This window comes from Paenibacillus sp. BIC5C1 (assembly GCF_032399705.1).
Taxonomy (GTDB): domain Bacteria; phylum Bacillota; class Bacilli; order Paenibacillales; family Paenibacillaceae; genus Paenibacillus; species Paenibacillus taichungensis_A.
In genome coordinates, this window is the sequence record NZ_CP135922.1 from 2082358 (window position 1) to 2101803 (window position 19446).

The window sequence follows — 19446 nt, forward strand, 5'->3', positions numbered from 1 at the left end:
ATGAAATTAGAAAAATTTGCTCACCCAACTGAAGGCGAAAAAATTCAAATTGATAACGGTACACTGCAAGTACCTAATAACCCAATCATTCCATTTATCGAAGGTGACGGTACAGGCCGTGACATCTGGAAAGCTTCCAAACGTGTATTGGATGCAGCTGTTGAAAAAGCATATGACGGCAACAAAAAAATCGCATGGTATGAAGTGTTTGCTGGCGAGAAAGCATTCAATACATACGGGGAGTGGCTGCCAAACGATACGCTTGAAGCCATTCGCGAGTATATCGTAGCGATTAAAGGACCACTGACTACACCAATCGGCGGCGGAATTCGTTCCCTGAACGTAGCACTTCGTCAAGAACTGGATCTGTACACTTGCTTGCGTCCTGTTCGTTATTTCGATGGTGTACCTTCTCCTGTTAAACGTCCTGAGCTGGTAGACATGGTCATTTTCCGTGAGAATACGGAAGATATCTATGCAGGTATTGAATACGCAGAAGGTTCCGAAGAAGTGAAAAAAGTAATCCAATTCCTGCAACAGGAGATGGGTGCAAACAAAATCCGTTTCCCTGAAACTTCCGGTATTGGTATTAAGCCAGTTTCCTCTGAAGGTTCCAAACGTTTGGTACGTGCAGCAGTACAATATGCTATCGATCACAACCGTAAGAGCGTTACATTGGTACACAAAGGTAATATCATGAAATTTACTGAAGGTGCCTTCAAAAACTGGGGTTATGAAGTTGCTGAAGAAGAGTTCGCTGACAAAGTGTTCACTTGGGCACAATACGATATCATTAAAGAGAAAGACGGTACGGATGCAGCTAATGCAGCTCAAAAAGCAGCTGAAGATGCTGGCAAAATCATCGTGAAAGATGCTATTGCCGATATCGCTCTTCAACAAGTATTGACTCGTCCAGGTGAGTTCGATGTAATCGCAACGTTGAACCTGAACGGTGACTATCTGTCCGATGCACTGGCTGCACAAGTTGGCGGCATTGGTATCGCTCCAGGAGCGAACATCAACTATGTAACAGGACATGCTATCTTCGAAGCTACTCACGGTACTGCACCTAAATATGCAGACAAAGATGTCGTGAACCCTGGTTCCGTTATTTTGTCCGGCGTTATGTTGCTTGAGCACCTGGGATGGCAAGAAGCGGCTAACCTGATCTACAAAGGTATGGAAACATCCATCAACAACAAAACAGTAACTTATGACTTTGCACGTCTGATGGACGGCGCTACTGAAGTGAAATGTTCTGAATTTGCTGATCAAATCATTAAAAACCTGTAAGGGGAGATGTGAATCGTGACTATTCAGCGCAAAAAAATCACAGTAGTCGGCGCCGGATTTACCGGAGCTACAACGGCTTTGATGCTTGCCCAAAAAGAACTCGGGGACGTAATTCTGGTTGATATTCCACAATTGGAAAACCCGACTAAAGGTAAAGCGCTCGATATGTGGGAAGCTAGTCCTGTTCAGGGCTTCGATAGCAATATCGTTGGTACTTCCAACTACGAGGATACTGCAGGTTCGGAGATTGTTATTATTACGGCAGGTATTGCCCGTAAACCGGGTATGAGCCGTGATGATCTGGTCAACACGAATGCAGGAATCGTGAAGTCTGTTTGTGAAAATGTGAAAAAATATTGCCCTGATTCCATCGTCATTATTCTAAGCAACCCGGTAGATGCAATGACATATGCAGCTTATCAGACGCTTGGTTTTCCTAAAAACCGCGTAATCGGTCAGTCCGGTGTACTGGATACTGCACGTTATTGTACATTCATTGCACAAGAGCTGAATGTATCGGTTGAAGACGTCCGTGGATTCGTTCTTGGCGGCCACGGAGACGATATGGTACCACTCGTTCGTTACTCCAGCGTTGGCGGTATTCCAATCGATACCCTCATCCCGGCAGAGCGCATTGAATCCATCGTACAACGCACACGTGTTGGCGGCGGTGAGATCGTAAACCTGCTTGGAAACGGCAGCGCATATTATGCACCAGCAGCTTCATTGGTGCAAATGACCGAAGCCATTTTGAAAGACAAAAAACGAATCATTCCGGTTATTGCTTACCTTGAAGGGGAATATGGCTACAACGACTTGTTCCTTGGCGTGCCAACCATTCTTGGTGGTAATGGAATTGAAAAAATATTTGAACTGGAACTGACGGCTGAAGAAAAAGCAGGACTCGACAAATCTGCGGATTCGGTTCGTAACGTCATTTCAGTAGTAAATCTGTAAGTTTTGAAAACTTTTTGACAGGAACACAGAGAAAACCTTCGGATCATCCGGAGGTTTTCTTTTCTTTGGATAAGTTCCCCAGTATAATGAGATGTGATGTATAGCACACTGAATGAAATTTATGAGGAGGTTGGACATTTTGACAATGATTATGTATTTGCTCCATATTATTGGAGCACTGGCGATGGGTTTCTATCTGATCTTGCCATTCGTGGTTGGCAAAATCCGGACATTGAGTGTTGCCGCTCAAGAGGGAGCATTTGCATCGCTCCGTTCATTGAACCGTATCGCACAGTACGGACTTGTGATTCAGCTTCTTACGGGTGGTTATTTGATGACCAAGGGTGAGTATTCCTATCTGTGGATGGGCGTGGTAGTGGTACTGTTGCTGGCTATTGCAGCAATTGGTGGCATTATGGGTAAACCACTACGGCTGGCAGCAGAGGCTGTGAAAAGCAATCGTGACGTCAGTGCAGAACAGAGCAAGATTCGTACGTTCAGCACATTGCTTGCCGTGTTCCTGCTCATTATGGTGTATCTAATGGTGAACAACCAAGTGATCTAAAACGACTGCGCACGAGTTCTATTGTGAGCTGAACTTAAAGCGTTTGCACTTCAGGGACTGGGACAAGCTCGATAATAAAGTAAGGCATTGAACCGTATTGAAATAGACAGCCTAGAGGCTGTCTATTTTTGTTCGCTCCGTTTGGGGTGATTTCTGAGAACATGTAAGGTGCAACGTATTGATTTAACTAACGGCATATTATGGGCTCGACTAGAATTATACGCTTTATTTAATTAACTTAGGCTCACAGTGTGAGCAAATACGGTGTTACGACCGTTACGCTTGGACTCATATAGTGCTGTATCGGCATCACGCAGCAAGGATTCCAGAGAATCGGACCCCCCATTATATTGTGCCACTCCGAAGCTTGAAGTTAGTGGAATACGAGTGCCCTGTACCTCCAGCGGGTCATTTAACAAAGCCATGCGTAACTTCTCTGCGAGCTGTTCACCATCTTGGAGAGATGCATTGGGAACCGCGATAACAAACTCCTCTCCTCCATAACGTGCAAACAACATCTCTGGGATCAGATAACGATTACATACAGAGACCACATGAATGATCGCCTGATCCCCAACGTCATGTCCGTAGGTGTCGTTAATTCGTTTGAAATGATCAATGTCAAATAATATCAAGGCCGCAGGCCGCAGATTAAGCTGAGCTTCACTCAGTATCTCTCGACCTCTGAGTATGAACTGCGTACGGTTATAAATTTTGGTGAGACCATCGAAGTAAGCCAGCTGTTTTAATTGTTCCTGAAGGAAACGTTGCTCTGTAATATCAATCAGCATAATCAGAGTACCAACGGCCTGTCCATCTTTGTTATAAACATAAGAGGTTCTTACTTGATAGCAGACGGTTTCTCCGTTCAATTGCCAGTACAGATCGGTTTGCAGACCTTCTCGGCCATATTCTACTGGAAAAGTCTCACCGGCAAGCGACAGCCATATATCGTTCAGATGTTGACCCACCATGCTGAAATCAAGCTCTGGAAGCATATCACGCAGAGATTTGTTGTGATCGACAAGACGATTGGAACTATCCAGCACAATAACGCCTTCACGCATGCTCTCAAAGATACTATCCTTGGCAATAGGTACGATGGTTAGCAGTCGGGATGAAAGAATGGCCCAGATGTACATTGCGGATGTAATGCACATGAGAACAGGAACAGGGTCCATACCACCTGGGGTCAGACCAAGCAAATACACAAAAGCGGCTACCATGGGAATAAGTTGTGAAGTAATCAGTGTGAGTAACTGACGACGATACATCTTTTTGGTATGTCTCCATTGTCCGATGAGAATAAGGCAAGCACATAACAGACAGGCAAAGGTGAATGCCCCATGAACAACGTACCACTGCCCTATTGCAATATCCATTAAAGGGACGGGGCTGTCTTCTCTTAGCCATACTCTTTTATAGAAAAGATGATGAAAATCATTTGTTGCGACCATGAACAAGGTAATGGAAGGGATTACAAACAGCGCCGCAGAAGCTTTTTTGGATAACTTTTTACCTGTGTATTGCATCATGAGCATCAGTCCAAGAGAGGCGGAGAAAGGCATGCCAATGTATTCGACGACCGTCCAGAATTTCATCTGCTCCAGTGTATTGCTGGCGAGTTCAATCGCGTATCCAAAGGTGTACACAGACAGCGCTGCTGTATAGAGAATGAATATTTTCGAACTGGGGATTTCTGCTCTTCTAACATAAGTATATAAACACAGAAAAACATTCAGCACAGCTGAAGTTGTTACAAGTGTTATATAAGAATTAATGTGCGATTCCATGGGTTAGGTCTCCATATTAGATCAGAATAATTGCTTAGTTGAAAGCACGATAGTCACATTCAAACTGTATTCATGTTGTTTAAAACTTATCTGTATACTGTACATTGTACATCAGCCCATACGGCATAGGAATACAATTTGGGTGGTGAATCCGTTCAATTTTGAAAAAATTCGAATGTTTGGCAAAACAGGTCGAATTCAATGCGGCTTTGCCTCAGTAAAAGCATGTCTACGAGAGAAGATAAAGAACAACCATTTTAGTATTGAGAATTTTTCTGTTTGACCACCAAAAGGAAGCGGTAAGTAAGTAGCGAGACAACAGATCAGGGACTTTGGAGCATGACTGTTGAAAAAGGGAATAATCTGTGTTGTTCATGCCATCCTACAGAATGAATCTGAATCAGACATTCCATTTTGAGAGGAGAAATGCCAGATGTCAACCGACACACAAAACAAAAAGACAATGCCAGCCCAACATCAAGATCAACGCCCGGGTATTGAATCGGAAATGCACCCCAAACCAGAGTTTGAGAAACCCGAATATAAAGCAGCCGGCAAGTTGTTGGATAAAGTTGCTTTGATTACGGGTGGAGATAGTGGAATTGGACGTGCTGTTGCCGTTACATATGCGAAGGAAGGCGCGGATGTAGCGATTGTATACCTGAGCGAGCATGAGGATGCAAAAGAGACCAAACGTCAGGTCGAACAGGAAGGACGCAAATGCATATTGATTGCCGGTGACATTGGTGACAATACCTTTGCCAAAAAATCCGTGCAACAGACAGTAGATCAGCTAGGCAAGTTGGATATTGTCGTGAATAATGCAGCGGAGCAGCATCCCCAGCAGCAGTTGGAGGATATTACTCCAGAACAGTTGGAGCGTACATTCCGGACAAATATTTTTGGCATGTTTTATATTACACAGGCTGCTCTGCCACATCTTAAGAAAGGCAGTACAATCATTAATACAACCTCCATTACCGCATATCGCGGAAATCCGACGTTAATTGATTATTCATCTACGAAAGGAGCTATCACTTCTTTTACACGCTCTTTGTCGATGAACGTTGTGGAGAAGGGCATTCGTGTGAATGCTGTCGCTCCAGGGCCGATTTGGACCCCGCTCATTCCATCCACATTTGATGAGAAAAAGGTGAGTGAATTTGGTGCTACTCAACCGATGAAACGTCCAGGGCAACCGGATGAACTGGCTCCAGCTTACGTGTATCTCGCTTCAGATGATTCTTCCTACGTGAGCGGTCAGGTGATGCACGTTAATGGCGGTGAAGTGGTGAACGGATAATTCATTGCCGACGTGTTTCAAATGAAGGCGTATCGTTACCAGCATGGCTGGTCGGTATGTCTTTTTTTATTGAGCATATAGCGGAATGGATATGATGCTTTTGATCCGGTTTACAAAAGTCGGGATCAGCGTTGATACAATCATGATATTTTATCATTAGGCTTGCCTGTGGATAGTTCTAGAAGAACAGCTGAATAGCTGCCGCTCTGCTGCTTATCAAAAATGGCAGGGTCTTCATGCTATCTGTGATATGATATAGACCGAACAAGTAAGCTTCGGAGGCGGTCATATGAAGATTAGCAAACAAAATGCGGCACACTATATATGGGGTGGACAATGCGATGGCTGGCATCTCGTTCAAAATGAAACACTTAGCATTATTCATGAGTGTATGCCTGCAGGAACATCTGAAACCCGGCATTATCATTCGATAAGTCGTCAGTTTTTTTTCATCCTCAGTGGTGAGGCCTGTATGGAACTTAACGGAGAAGAGTTTGTGCTCGGACCCCATGAAGGGATAGAAATTGCACCGGAGATGCCACATCAGATGCAGAATTGCGGAGAAGCAGACGTAGAGTTTCTTGTTATTTCACAGCCCACCACTCGTGGTGATCGAATAGAAATGGATATGTAATCATTAATTTTATAACAAAGGAAGAGATAGATGAGACCGTTTCGAATTCGCCTTGCCATCATCATGATGGTGCTGATCGGTATTTCCGTCATTATAGCGGGTTATACGATGGGCAGAGTTTTTAAGACCACTCACATTACCGCACTGGAGCAAACGATGGTGCGTGAGATCAACTTGCTGAAAGCAACGTTCCCATTCCATGATGCGACTGATCCCAAAAATACAGAGACACAGAAATATTACTCAGAACGTGCTGTCGAGCTGGATCGACTGACGGATTCACGGGTAACCTTTATCAATAAAGATGGAACGGTCATTGGCGACTCGGAGAGCGATCCCAATTCAATGGACAACCACTTGAACCGTCAGGAGATTAAAGAAGCGGTTGGGCAAAGTTATGGCCAGTCAATTCGTTATAGTGCGACATTAGGGCAGGACATGTTGTATGTGGCGCTTCCTGTGAATTCGGATCAAAGCGACATGATCGAGTTACCCAATGGGAAATTTGACGGTTACATTCGACTATCCATGAGTCTTGAAGCTGTAGATCAGGGTCTTCAGCAGGGCTGGATTCTGATGTTTTTCACCCTGGGCCTACTGTTTCTGATTGTGGCGCTGGTAAGTTACCGGGTTGCGCGGGGACTGACATCACCCATTGAGCATATCACGAAGGTGGCTCACCGAATCACCAAGCTGGATTATGATGCTAGAGTAGATGTAACTCGTAATGATGAGATCGGCCAACTGGGACTTGCGATTAACGGAATGGCAGACAGCCTTCAGATGCAGCTAAAAACGATTAGAGATAATGAAGCGCTGCTGCAAAGCGTGCTTGCCAACATGACAGGCGGCATTATCATGATTGATGCAGGTCAATCCATTGCGCTGGTCAACCGGGAAGCGGAGCGTATGCTTGGCATTCAGGCTGAGCGGGTTACTGGCAAACCATATATTGAATTGAAGCGCCATTATGAGCTGACGCGTACGATTGAAGAAAGTGTTGCATTAAGAGAACCGATGCATGAAGAAGTGAGTGTGTTCAATCCTGTAGAAAAATTGATTCGCATCGATGGAGTACCGATGTCCGAAGATGATGGTGCTTATCGGGGGATGCTCTTCCTTTTGCAGGATGTAACAGCAATCCGCAGGTTGGAATCGATGCGCAGTGAGTTTGTAGCGAATGTGTCCCATGAATTGAAGACACCGGTAGCTGCGGTCAAAGGTTTTGCCGAAACGCTTCTCAGCGGCGGGGTACAGGACAAAGAGACGGAGCGTTCTTTCCTGCAAATCATCTATGATGAAGGTGACAGACTGAACCGATTGATCGGAGATATTCTGGAATTGTCCAAAATTGAATCCAAACGGGCTCCATTGCAGTGTTCACCTGTGCATGTGCACTCGTTCTTCGAGATGGTTATGGGTACCCTGTCCAAGGTGGCGGAGAAGAAAGAGATTCGACTGGAGATGAATGTTCCCGAAGAATTGTATATTGAAGCGGATGAGGATAAAATGAAGCAGATCTTTATTAATCTGTTATCCAACGGCATCAATTACACTCCTGAGGGCGGACGGGTAAAATTACAAGTGTCGGTTGAACATAATGAGGACGAAGAAGAAGTTGTATTTGCGGTATCCGACACAGGAATTGGTATTCCGAAGAAGGATTTGCCTCGAATTTTTGAACGCTTCTATCGGGTTGATAAGGGCAGATCCCGTAATTCTGGAGGGACTGGACTTGGACTTTCAATTGTGAAACATCTGGTAGAATTACACCACGGCAAACTGTCTGTAGAGAGCGAACTTGGCATGGGAACGACGTTTCGTGTTATCCTTCCATTAATTCAGGATGAAGAAATCTAGTGCGGTGGAAGTGAAATGTAAAAGGAATGTGCTGTTTTACACAGAGTTAACAATTAGGTGCTATGATAAACAAAGTGTTGTGGCAACAGACAACCTATAGGAGAGAAGGGGTATCATGGCGCAGCGTTTGCTCGTTATTGAAGATGAACCAACATTATCAAGATTGCTTACGTACAACCTGACACAAGAGGGCTATGATGTAATTGCTGAGGATCACGGATCTTCCGGTTATGATCGGGCATTGTCCCAGGAGTTTGATCTGATTCTGCTGGATCTGATGCTTCCTGGAATGAATGGTCTGGATATTCTGAATAAGTTACGAATTCAGGGTGTTAGCACTCCGGTCATTATTCTCACAGCCAAAAACGGTGAAGCCGAAGTTGTTCAAGGCTTAAAATCAGGTGCCGATGATTATATTACGAAGCCATTTGGTGTATCCGAATTGCTTGCACGCGTAGATGCGGTATTAAGACGTTATTCAAACGGTGAAGATTTGCCGCAGCCAGAGGATAAAGACGGGTCACGTATTATTTTGGGAGAGCTTGAGATTTATCCTTTGAAGTATGAAGTGACACTGGGTGGACAATCCATCAGTCTTCGTCCCAAGGAGTTCGAGGTACTGCTTTATCTGGCCAAAAAGCCGGGTGTTGTGCTTACCCGGGATGATCTGATGAATGCGGTCTGGGGTTTCGATTATATCGGAGGACAGCGCACGGTGGACGTTCATGTCAGTTCCTTGCGGAAAAAGCTGGAGCTGGACCCGGAATCGGTTCACATTGATTCAATTCGCGGTGTAGGTTATAAATTGGTCGTAAAAAGAAAAACTCCCCATCATTCAAGTTAACAATGATCGGGGAGTTTTATTTTACATTCCGTTAACACAAACAATTATGTTCCTTTACGTATAGGGAGTAGGATGAAGCTGTCTGAGTGATACTTTGTACCTACATATTCCACCTCAGGACGGAGCTCATACGTAAAGGAGATTGCGCATTTATGCCCATGTTGCTCGAAGTGAAGCCCGACCAGCCCAAAGAAATGATAGATACGCAACAGGAACAAGCTATAGCTCCCATGGGAGAAAAAAAAGATGATAAAGTTGGGGGCACCAAAGAGAATGTAATTTCATTACGGGATTATTGCCGTCCAATACCTGTAGTTGATGTTCACACTACCTGCGGGGAAGCGGCAAGTCTGCTCAATCAGGATCAGGAGTACCCTTGTATTGTATTATGCGATGATTACATGCAGCCATTAGGTTTGTTGATGCGAGAGACATTATACCGGATGTTGAATGGACGCTTTGCGGCAGATCTCTTTTATCGGAAGCCGGTTGTACACGCAGCGGATTCTTCTCCTGTTATTGTCGATGTACATGCAGAAGCGACCGCGATTATTGACATTGCTCTGGCTCGCAGTGAGCAATATTTCTACGATTGTTTGATCGTTACGGAAGAAGACCGATTGCTGGGTGTGCTGACGATGAGGGATGTTATGTCCCTATCCCGTAAGCTGCAGCATGTGGCTTCGGAAGAACGTGTACATATTATTACACAGAGCAGGCAGGAAATAACGAGAATCAATGACTCTGTCTCCAAACTGGTTCAAGCAGCTCGAAAGGCGGGGCACGAAGCGTCTCAGATCATGCAATTATCCGAACGGGGAGCAAGCAGTCTCAATCAGGTAGATGCTTCCTATAACCGTGTATATCAGCATATGGAGGGTCAACAGAAGCACGCTGATGACATGCTTCGCTCCATCGATATGGGTTCCGGGATGGCGCGTTCCATTCGTTCATTGGCTGACCAAAGCGGGCTGCTCGCCATGAATGCTTCCATTGAAGCGGCACATGCGGGGGAGTACGGACGGGGTTTCCAGGTTGTCGCTGGTGAGATTCGCGCACTAGCCAAGCAGACCCGTGAGGTTGCGGGAAATATGTCCTCTTTGCTGGATGATATCGGAGGTCTGACCAGACAGACTGTAGAACTGGTGAGAGCAAGCTCGGCAGAGATTGACAACAGCTCCGTGCATGTAAACGAAGGTGGGGCTGCGTTCAAACAGTTGAACACGGCTGTAGCAGGCATGTCCCATATTGCAGAGGATATCGCGATGGAAGGCAATACGGCGGGAGAATTGGCAGAGCACATTCGGGAGAGACTGGAAGATATGGTCCAGGCGGATGACTAAACGACGTTAGGATGGACATCATTTATACACATTGATCGGATAGGAGGGTCGTGGGTATGAAAGATGTCTCTTTTTACATTCCGTTAACATGAAAGTGATACTGTTTTTACAATGAGAGGGTAGGATATTATAGATGACCGAGAGCCAGGTTCAATCATTGGCATCGGTCTACGTAAGGGAATCTGGTTGTCCCTGCCGCGAAGGAGAAGTGAACATCCATGAAGGACCTCATTCACATTGAAGGACTTAATTTATACTATGATACGCATCACGCGCTTAAAAATATATCGATGGACCTGCCGGAGAAGACGGTTACTGCATTTATTGGTCCGTCAGGTTGTGGTAAATCGACCTTGCTTCGTACATTGAATCGGATGAATGACATGATTCCAGGCGTACGTGTGGAAGGACAAGTTATGTTGGACGGTTCCGACATTTATAGCAATGAGATTGAAGTAGAGACGCTGCGTAAGCGGGTCGGAATGGTATTTCAGCAGCCTAACCCTTTTCCAAAATCCATCTATGATAACGTGGCCTATGGACCACGACTTCACGGGGTGACGCAAAAAGCCGAACTGGATCGTTTGGTTGAGCAGAGTCTTGTTCATGCAGCACTGTGGGATGAAGTAAAGGATGTACTCAAAAAATCGGCACTGAGTCTCTCGGGTGGACAGCAACAGCGTCTCTGTATTGCGCGTGCTCTGGCTGTGCAGCCTGACGTACTGCTGATGGATGAAGCAACGTCTGCACTTGATCCGATCTCAACGCTCAAAATTGAGGAACTGGTCAAGGAATTGCACCACAAATACACGATTGTAATGGTAACCCATAACATGCACCAAGCTGCACGGGTATCAGGTCGTACGGTATTTTTCCTGAACGGAGAAGTGGTGGAGGCAGCAGATACAGAAACGTTGTTCTCTACACCGCAGGATTCCAGAACCGAGGATTATATATCCGGACGGTTCGGATAAACAAGCTGAGTTCGAACGATCCCGGCGTGTCCGGAGATGATGGATAAGGAGGACATGAATCTATGATTCGCAGAAAAGAATTTGATCAGGAGCTTGAGGAACTGCGCACGCTGCTTCGGCAGATGGGTGAGCATGTAGGCAAAGCGTTGGATGGTGCTATTGAAAGTTTACAAACGATGGATGCCGAGAAAGCTCAGGTCATCATCAAGAATGATGCGAATCTGAATGCCCTGGAAGACAAGATTATGGAACTGGGTTCGAAGCTCATCATTACACAACAGCCGGTAGCGAAGGATTTGCGACGCATTATCGTTGCCTTCAAAATCTCAAGTGACCTAGAGCGTATGGGTGACCTCGCGCTGGATGTGGCCAAAGTGACCCTTCGTATGGATGGGCAGGAGCTCATTAAACCGCTTGTGGATATTCCAAGAATGGCGGAAATCGTGAAAGCCATGATTGAAGAATCCATTGAATCCTTCCTGAAAGAAAATACGGATCTGGCCTACAAAATGGCTCAGACCGATGATCAGGTTGATCAATTGTACAGTCATATGATCAGTGACCTCTACTCGTTTATGACAGACCATCCAAATAAGGCTTCCCAAGCGATGCTCTTGATGCTGGTGGGTCGTTATATCGAACGGATTGGTGACCACGCAACAAACATTGGTGAGAGCACGGTGTATCTCGTAACAGGGAAACGCCCTGATTTGAATCAATAGGTAACCGCTTTTAGTGGAATTGGGGTATTATTCGTAGCGAAATGAAGGGACTTTCTCTCGGGCGGCCTGTGAACAGGTCATCCGCTGAGGGAGTTCCTTTTTTTGCAGGCCAAATCATGACGTATAAAGATGACTAATTTTTTTGTTGTAACTGGTGTGTATGGTATCATGAGAGTAGATGTAATTGAAGGAATGACCATACGATACGCGAGGTGCTGGAATGGACAAGTTTATTCTTATAGATGGAAATAGCATTATTTACAGGGCGTTTTTTGCAATGCCGCCGCTAACGAACTCGAAAGGCTTGCACACCAATGCGGTGTACGGCTTCACCACGATGCTGCTGCGCTTGCTGGAAGAGCATAAACCGACACATGTGATGGTGGCATTTGATGCAGGCAAAGTTACGTTCAGGCACGAAGGTTACCAGGAATATAAGGGTGGTCGAGAGAAAACACCACCGGAGTTGTCAGAGCAATTTCCCCTGTTGAAAGAGCTGCTTCAGGGTTTCGGGATTGCCCAGTTTGAGCTTGCGGGGTTTGAAGCGGATGACATTATCGGAACATTAACGAAGCGTGCGGATGAGGCTGGTAGACAGGTTCTCGTTGTGTCTGGTGACAAAGATATGCTGCAGCTTGCATCTGAACATGTTCATATCGGTCTTACGCGCAAAGGGGTAACCGAGATTGAACTGTACGATCCTGCTCAGATCAAGGAGCGTTATGGTCTGACCCCGTTGCAAATCATTGATCTCAAAGGTCTGATGGGCGATACATCCGACAATATTCCGGGCATTCCTGGTGTTGGAGAGAAAACGGCTCTGAAACTGCTGCACCAGTTCGGTTCGGTTGAAGAAGTCCTGAACGGTACAGGTGAGCTAAAAGGAAAAATGAAAGAAAAGATTGAGGCTCACGCCGAAGATGCACGTATGAGCAAGCAGCTTGCTACGATCCACCGTGAAGTTCCATTGGAACAAACTTGGGAAGATATGCAGTTTGCTGGCTTAAAAGAGGAACTGGCAGGCCCGGCTTTGGCCAAGCTCGAATTCAAGTCTTTGCTTGAGCGTCTGTCATTCCGCGCAAGTGTTGTTTCTGAACAGGAAGCCGTTCCGGCTGCCGCGGTGGAATCCTCCATTGCAACAGAAGAAACGGTTAGTGAACTGTTCGGTTCACTCGAATCCATTGATGTGTTGCATGTGGAGACACATGGCGATAATCCCCATCAGGCGAAACTAATTGGGCTTGCTGTTGGTTCAGCCGGAACCTATACATTCCTGTCTCCCGAGTTGCTTCAGTCTGAGGCAGCGGCCCCAGTAAGAGAATGGCTTGGCAATGCAGATCAACCCAAGCGTGGTTATGATCTGCACCGTGTCGATCTCGCACTTCATGCGCATGGCATTGAGTTTGCTGGAGCGTCATTTGATGTGCAGCTGGCTGCCTATCTGCTTGATCCAACCGAATCGAATCAGACAATTAGCGGCCTGACTACGAAGTATGGTCTGCCTTCCCTTGTGGAGGATGATACGGTTATGGGCAAAGGTGCAAAATACCGGGTGCCTGAGGCGGATATACTGGGCGATTTTCTATGTCGCAAAGCGGCGGCAGTAGCAGCCATTATTCCACTCCAGGAGCAGGCACTGGAGAGCAATGAGATGAACGCGCTTTTCCATGAACTGGAGATGCCGCTGTCACGTATTTTGGCAGATATGGAGAAACAGGGGATTAAAGCTAATACGGCAGATTTGCAGGCTTTGGGTAGCGAGTTTGAAGAAAATATCAGCAGGTTGATGGCGGAAATCTACAAGCTTTCCGGCACGGAATTCAATCTGAATTCACCGAAACAGCTGGGTGAGATTTTATTCGATAAGCTAGGTCTGCCTGTGGTGAAGAAAACAAAAACAGGATACTCTACGGATGCCGAAGTATTAGAGAAGCTGGCTCCATATAATGATGTGGTCAAACATATTCTGCAGTATCGTCAACTTGCCAAGTTGCAGTCCACATATGTAGAAGGACTTCTTAAAGAGATTTCAGATAAGGATGGCAAGGTGCATACGTTTTACCGTCAGACGATCGCGGCTACTGGACGTCTGAGCAGCCAGTTCCCGAACTTGCAGAACATTCCGATTCGGATGGAGGAAGGTCGTAAAATCAGGAAGGTATTTGTTCCTTCCGAGCCGGGCTGGTCCATTTTGGCAGCTGACTATTCGCAGATTGAACTGCGCGTCCTTGCACATATTTCAGATGATGAGCGGCTGAAGGAAGCTTTTGTTCAGGATATGGATATCCATACGAAGACGGCCTCAGATGTGTTTGGTGTGAAGCCAGAAGAGGTGGATGGGGACATGCGTCGTTCTGCCAAGGCGGTTAACTTCGGGATTGTATATGGCATCAGTGATTACGGCCTTTCGCAGAACCTGCACATCACACGGAAAGAGGCAGCACAGTTTATCGACCAGTATTTTGAAGTATTCCAGGGTGTGCGTCGATATATGGATGATATTGTGAAGGAAGCCCGTCAGGCTGGTTATGTTAAAACGTTGCTGGAACGCCGTCGTTATCTGCCAGAAATTAATGCAAGCAACTTTAATCTGCGTTCCTTCGCGGAACGGACAGCGATGAATACACCGATTCAGGGAACTGCGGCAGATATCATCAAGCTTGCCATGGTTCAGATGGATGAAGCACTGCGTGAACGCAAGCTGAAGAGCCGTATGCTGCTACAGGTGCACGATGAACTTGTATTCGAAGTGCCTGCGGATGAGCTGGAACTGATGAAAGAGCTGGTTCCTTCGGTGATGGAAAAAGCATTGGAGCTGTCAGTGCCGCTAAAAGCAGAAGTTAGCTACGGAGAAAACTGGTACGAGGCTAAATAATAGATCCCGGGGTTTCCGTTATTTTACAAAATGATTTTCAACTGCTTTCGACATAAGAAGGGGTCCCGCTGAGCGCCATCTTCCGTTATAATATAGGGGAGGTGAGAACATCATGCCGGAATTACCGGAAGTCGAAACAGTCAGAAGAACATTGAATCAACTTATTGTTGGCAAGACCATTGACTCAGTTACCGTTAGCTTGCCGCGGATTATTCAGCGGCCGGACGACATAGATGCATTTGCAATGGAACTTAAGGGACATACCGTGATGGGTGTGGAGCGCAGAGGCAAGTTTTTGCGTATTTTGCTGGACGGGCTGGTGCTTGTTTCCCATCTGCGGATGGAAGGAAGGTACGGGGTGTACCAACAGCATGAGGAAGTGGAGAAGCATACCCATGTTATCTTTCACTTTACCGACGGTACAGAATTACGTTATAAGGATGTCCGTCAATTCGGTACAATGCACCTCTTTAATGCAGGGGAGGAACTTGTATCCAAACCCTTGTTAAAACTGGGGCTTGAGCCGCTTGATCCTGCGTTTACTGTAGCTGCATTTCGTGATGCTGTTGGCAAACGCACGACCAAAATCAAAGCCGTCTTGTTAAATCAGGCATATGTGGTCGGCATCGGGAATATTTATGTGGACGAGGCATTGTTCCGTGCAGGCATTCATCCCGAGACCATTGCCAAGACATTGACCGAAGCCCAGTTAACCGTACTTCATGAAGCGATCGTGATTACGCTGCAGGATGCGGTGGATGCAGGTGGTTCCTCCATTAAGTCCTATGTCAATGGACAGGGTGAGATGGGAATGTTCCAGCATCAGTTGAAAATATATGGACGCAAGTCTGAACCCTGTGCATCGTGTGGCACATTAATCGAGAAGAGTGTAGTCGGTGGCAGAGGAACACATTACTGTCCGAAGTGTCAACCATTGCTCTAAATCGTTACGGGTTTGGCAGCATGAACGAAATCGTCAAATTGTAGCACCCTTGGATTCCCCTCTCCATATACTGATATGGCAGAAATAAGCGGGCGTATACCCATACTGGCTGCCGCCAGTTGGACGCATTCCGCACAGGGGAGGAATCCGGGGTGCTGCATCATTTTATTTCATTACTGGCGCTTGCTTTGGCGCTTAGTTTAGATGGTTTTGGAGTCGGGATTACATATGGGCTGCGGAGGACTAAAATTCCGCTGGTATCCATTGTCGTCATTTCCATCTGTTCGGGTCTGGTTATTGCATTATCCATGCAAGTAGGTGTGCTTCTGTCTCATGTCGTATCTCCGGACGTGGCTTCAATTGTTGGAGCGGTTATTCTGATCGGTATTGGCGCATGGTCGTTGCTGCAACTCATTCGTAAACGAGACAAAGAACAGCTGGAAACGGACAATGGAGTGGGTGAGGGAACAGGGGCAAGAGGAATCCAGAGCAGTACGCAAGTCTCCCCAGAAGCTCAGTCGAAGGGTAGAAATCAAGTGCTTGCGCTTGAGCTTGAACCATCTGCTTCTGGAGGATCTCTGGAACGAATGGTGTTTACACTTGAGCTGAGGAAGCTGGGTGTGGTTATTCAAATTTTGCGTAGCCCATCAAAGGCGGATATGGATAACTCGGGCAGTATATCTGTCCAAGAAGCGATGTGGCTTGGTATAGCTCTTTCTCTGGATGCTTTCGGTGCAGGATTGGGTGCTGCATTATTGGGATTCCCGACTCTGTGGACAGCATTAGTTATCGCGTTGTTTAGCGGGGCATTTTTGTCACTGGGCATGAGGGTTGGATTACGCTTTGCTGCTTTGCGTTGGATGCGAAGATTATCTGTGCTGCCTGCGCTTTTATTAATGATTATGGGAATAATGAAGTTGTTGTGAGGTGAAATAATGAATATTGGCTTAACCGGCGGGATCGCGACAGGCAAAAGCAGTGTGTCCGCCTTTCTCGCCAGTCAGGGAGCGTTGCTCATTGATGCAGATGTTATTGCCCGGGAAGTAATGCTGCCCGGGCATCCCGTTTTGGCTGCGGCTGTTCAGCGGTTCGGACAAGCCATATTGAATGTGGACGGAACACTGGATCGTAAAAAGCTGGGCAGTATTGTGTTTCAGAATCCAGAGGAACGCAAGGCACTGGAGGCTATTACACATCCTGCGATCCGCAAGGAGATGCGCGAACGCGCTGCTCTGTATCAGCTTGAACATCCGGACAAGCTGGTCGTATCGGATATTCCGTTGTTGTACGAGTCAGGGCTGGAGGATGGCTTCGAGGAAGTGATGGTTGTTTACGTTCCGAGGTCTGTGCAGCGGGAACGACTGATGAGCCGGGATGGAATGACGGCGGAACAGGCAGATGCCCGTATAGACGTACAGATGGATATTGAAGATAAGAAGCAGCGTGCTGACGTGGTTATCGATAACAGCGGCCTGTGGTCAGAGACGGAGCAGCAAATCATTTCATTTTTGCATCGTAAGGGCTTAATATGAGATTGCTGCGTAAGAAACGGGTATTGTTGTTGATGTTTGTGTCTTTTGTATTGGTGCTGTTCCTGAATACCAATTGGATGTCATGGTTCTATCCAATTCATTATAAGGAAGAGATTCGTGCCCAGTCTCAGAGTTATGAGGTTGATCCGTTTCTCATCGCTTCCATCATCAAGGTGGAGACCAATTTTAAAACAAGTAAGGAATCCAAGAGAGGTGCCATCGGGTTAATGCAGCTGATGCCTGACACTGCTAACTGGATTATGGAGCAAGCCAAAATTCCGGGCACCTCACTGGAAGAATTGAAGCACGAGCCTGAAAGGAATATCCAGCTGGGTACCTGGTATTTACGCAATCTGTCAGATCAATTTGACGGGAATGAAGCGGCTATGATTGCAGCTTACAATGCAGGTCCAGGTAAAGTGAACTCATGGCTAAGAGATGGTGTATGGGATGGTTCGTTCGAGACGGTCAAAGATATTCCGTTTGGAGAAACCCGGCACTATGTACAACGCGTCATTTATTATTATAATCAGTATGTAAAGATCTATAATACGTTCTAAGATGAGACACTCTGGATTCATAGTTTAAAATAAGTAGAAGCACCGAGCAGGCCGGTTATTCACCGGCCGCTCCATGCTCCTCTGTGTACCGTATTACGATGCAGATATTATTGGTATTGACCTGCCAATTGCTGTTCTGCAATTGTTACCAGACGCTTCGTGATGTATCCACCGATCGAACCGTTCTCGTAAGAAGTCATGTTACCTTGGTATCCGTCTTGTGGGATGCTGATTCCGAGTTCTTGAGCAACTTCATATTTCAGTTGTTCGAGAGCTGCGGAAGCTTTAGTTACCACCAGGTTGTTGGAGTTACCATTGCTTTGTGCCATTGCTGTTCACCTCCTCGCGGTTGGTAAAAGTATTATGTGTCGGCAATACGATTTTCATAACTAAATGCATGTAGGCAATTTCTGGTAAAAAGTAAAACATGGGAAGTGATCTGATTTGAAATGTCCTTATTGCGCCTATCTGGGCACAAAGGTGCTTGATTCAAGGCCGGCCAATGAATCAAAATCGATTCGTCGTCGTCGTGAGTGTGAGCAATGTAGCCGTCGATTTACAACTTTTGAAATGGTGGAAGAAACGCCGCTGATCGTCATCAAGAAAGATGGTAGTCGTGAGGAATTTAGTCGGGACAAGATTCTTCGTGGCCTGATTCGGGCTTGTGAGAAACGGCCGGTTTCTGTGGAGACACTGGAAATGATGGTATCTGAGGTAGAGAAGTCTCTGCGAAATACAGCCGATGCAGAAGTAGAGAGCCGTCAGATTGGCGAACTGCTGATGGAACAGCTGTTTCCAGTGGATGAAGTTGCCTATGTGCGCTTCGCTTCAGTGTACCGTCAATTCAAAGACATCAATATGTTCATGAAAGAACTGAAATCTTTATTGTCCAAAGACGACAACGAGGATTAGTGAAACGGGTAAAAGGGGAAGAGCATTCTGGGGTTACCATCTGTGTGTTCCAGTAAAAAGGTTGTTCTTCTCCAATCACTTTAGCTTCAAGAAAAAGTTGTTGACAGCAAAAGCTGTATTTTATATGATATAGGAGTCGCCTGCGGAGCATTGCAGAGTTGGACAGCTTGTTATATTCATAATTTTGGGGCCTTAGCTCAGCTGGGAGAGCGCATCGCTGGCAGCGATGAGGTCAGGGGTTCGATCCCCCTAGGCTCCATATAGCAGTAAAAATGACACGCCATTTATGGCGTGTTTTTGCATTGGATTGATCTATGCTAATCCTCCTTGTGATCT

At 46.2% G+C, this 19446-nt stretch carries 18 protein-coding genes and 1 tRNA gene; 17 read left to right on the forward strand and 2 right to left on the reverse strand.

What is annotated here, in order from left to right; translation table 11 throughout:
• The 3 genes from icd (at position 1) to RS891_RS09575 (ending at position 2815) form a co-directional block, all read left to right on the forward strand.
• A complete protein-coding gene (gene icd, locus RS891_RS09565; RefSeq protein WP_062329572.1) occupies positions 1-1293 on the forward strand; it encodes an NADP-dependent isocitrate dehydrogenase in 1293 nt (430 codons plus the stop codon).
• 15 nt (positions 1294-1308) lie between these two features.
• A complete protein-coding gene (gene mdh, locus RS891_RS09570; RefSeq protein ID WP_113053374.1) occupies positions 1309-2250 on the forward strand; it encodes a malate dehydrogenase in 942 nt (313 codons plus the stop codon).
• A 139-nt stretch (positions 2251-2389) separates the two neighbouring features.
• A complete protein-coding gene (locus RS891_RS09575; RefSeq protein ID WP_181586571.1) occupies positions 2390-2815 on the forward strand; it encodes a hypothetical protein in 426 nt (141 codons plus the stop codon).
• A gap of 233 nt (positions 2816-3048) precedes the next feature.
• Here the strand turns inward: RS891_RS09575 and RS891_RS09580 are convergent, their stop codons facing one another.
• Positions 3049-4608 (reverse strand): histidine kinase N-terminal 7TM domain-containing diguanylate cyclase, encoded by a 1560-nt coding sequence (locus RS891_RS09580; RefSeq protein ID WP_315795158.1) that lies wholly within the window; start codon positions 4606-4608, stop codon positions 3049-3051.
• Positions 4609-5041: 433 nt separating this feature from the next.
• Here RS891_RS09580 and RS891_RS09585 point away from each other — a divergent pair, with 433 nt between their 5' ends.
• From RS891_RS09585 to RS891_RS09640, 12 genes are all read left to right on the forward strand, one after another.
• Positions 5042-5911, forward strand: a complete 870-nt coding sequence (locus tag RS891_RS09585) for an SDR family oxidoreductase (RefSeq protein WP_315795159.1) — start codon at positions 5042-5044, stop codon at positions 5909-5911.
• Between the two features lie 289 nt (positions 5912-6200).
• Positions 6201-6545, forward strand: a complete 345-nt coding sequence (locus RS891_RS09590) for a cupin domain-containing protein (RefSeq protein ID WP_113053377.1) — start codon at positions 6201-6203, stop codon at positions 6543-6545.
• A 30-nt stretch (positions 6546-6575) separates the two neighbouring features.
• Positions 6576-8405 (forward strand): two-component system histidine kinase PnpS, encoded by a 1830-nt coding sequence (pnpS, locus tag RS891_RS09595; protein ID WP_113053378.1) that lies wholly within the window; start codon positions 6576-6578, stop codon positions 8403-8405.
• A 115-nt stretch (positions 8406-8520) separates the two neighbouring features.
• Entirely contained in the window at positions 8521-9249 is a 729-nt protein-coding gene (locus RS891_RS09600; protein ID WP_053783546.1) for a response regulator transcription factor, read from the forward strand.
• 152 nt (positions 9250-9401) lie between these two features.
• Positions 9402-10592 (forward strand): methyl-accepting chemotaxis protein, encoded by a 1191-nt coding sequence (locus RS891_RS09605; protein WP_315795160.1) that lies wholly within the window; start codon positions 9402-9404, stop codon positions 10590-10592.
• Between the two features lie 218 nt (positions 10593-10810).
• Entirely contained in the window at positions 10811-11566 is a 756-nt protein-coding gene (gene pstB, locus RS891_RS09610; RefSeq protein WP_063568101.1) for a phosphate ABC transporter ATP-binding protein PstB, read from the forward strand.
• 62 nt (positions 11567-11628) lie between these two features.
• Positions 11629-12288 carry a phosphate signaling complex protein PhoU gene (gene phoU / locus RS891_RS09615; protein WP_113053380.1) on the forward strand — a complete coding sequence of 220 codons (660 nt, stop codon included), beginning with the start codon at positions 11629-11631 and terminating at the stop codon, positions 12286-12288.
• A gap of 220 nt (positions 12289-12508) precedes the next feature.
• On the forward strand, positions 12509-15163 hold the full coding sequence (gene polA / locus RS891_RS09620; RefSeq protein WP_315795161.1) for a DNA polymerase I: 2655 nt from the start codon (positions 12509-12511) through the stop codon (positions 15161-15163).
• Positions 15164-15275: 112 nt separating this feature from the next.
• Positions 15276-16106: a DNA-formamidopyrimidine glycosylase gene (mutM, locus tag RS891_RS09625; RefSeq protein ID WP_315795162.1), complete on the forward strand. Its 831-nt coding sequence runs from the start codon at positions 15276-15278 to the stop codon at positions 16104-16106.
• Between the two features lie 152 nt (positions 16107-16258).
• Positions 16259-17032 (forward strand): manganese efflux pump, encoded by a 774-nt coding sequence (locus tag RS891_RS09630; RefSeq protein WP_113053383.1) that lies wholly within the window; start codon positions 16259-16261, stop codon positions 17030-17032.
• Between the two features lie 9 nt (positions 17033-17041).
• A complete protein-coding gene (gene coaE, locus RS891_RS09635; RefSeq protein ID WP_113053384.1) occupies positions 17042-17638 on the forward strand; it encodes a dephospho-CoA kinase in 597 nt (198 codons plus the stop codon).
• On the forward strand, positions 17635-18198 hold the full coding sequence (locus tag RS891_RS09640; RefSeq protein WP_063568107.1) for a lytic transglycosylase domain-containing protein: 564 nt from the start codon (positions 17635-17637) through the stop codon (positions 18196-18198). The genes coaE and RS891_RS09640 overlap by 4 nt, the downstream gene beginning before the upstream one ends.
• Positions 18199-18305: 107 nt before the next feature.
• Here RS891_RS09640 and RS891_RS09645 read toward each other — a convergent pair whose 3' ends face one another.
• Positions 18306-18527, reverse strand: a complete 222-nt coding sequence (locus tag RS891_RS09645; protein WP_053783555.1) for an alpha/beta-type small acid-soluble spore protein — start codon at positions 18525-18527, stop codon at positions 18306-18308.
• Between the two features lie 115 nt (positions 18528-18642).
• Between RS891_RS09645 and nrdR the strand changes: the two genes are divergently transcribed.
• Positions 18643-19110: a transcriptional regulator NrdR gene (gene nrdR, locus RS891_RS09650; protein WP_064639292.1), complete on the forward strand. Its 468-nt coding sequence runs from the start codon at positions 18643-18645 to the stop codon at positions 19108-19110.
• A gap of 186 nt (positions 19111-19296) precedes the next feature.
• Positions 19297-19369: transfer RNA gene (locus RS891_RS09655), tRNA-Ala, on the forward strand.
• The last annotated feature ends 77 nt before the right edge of the window (positions 19370-19446 follow it).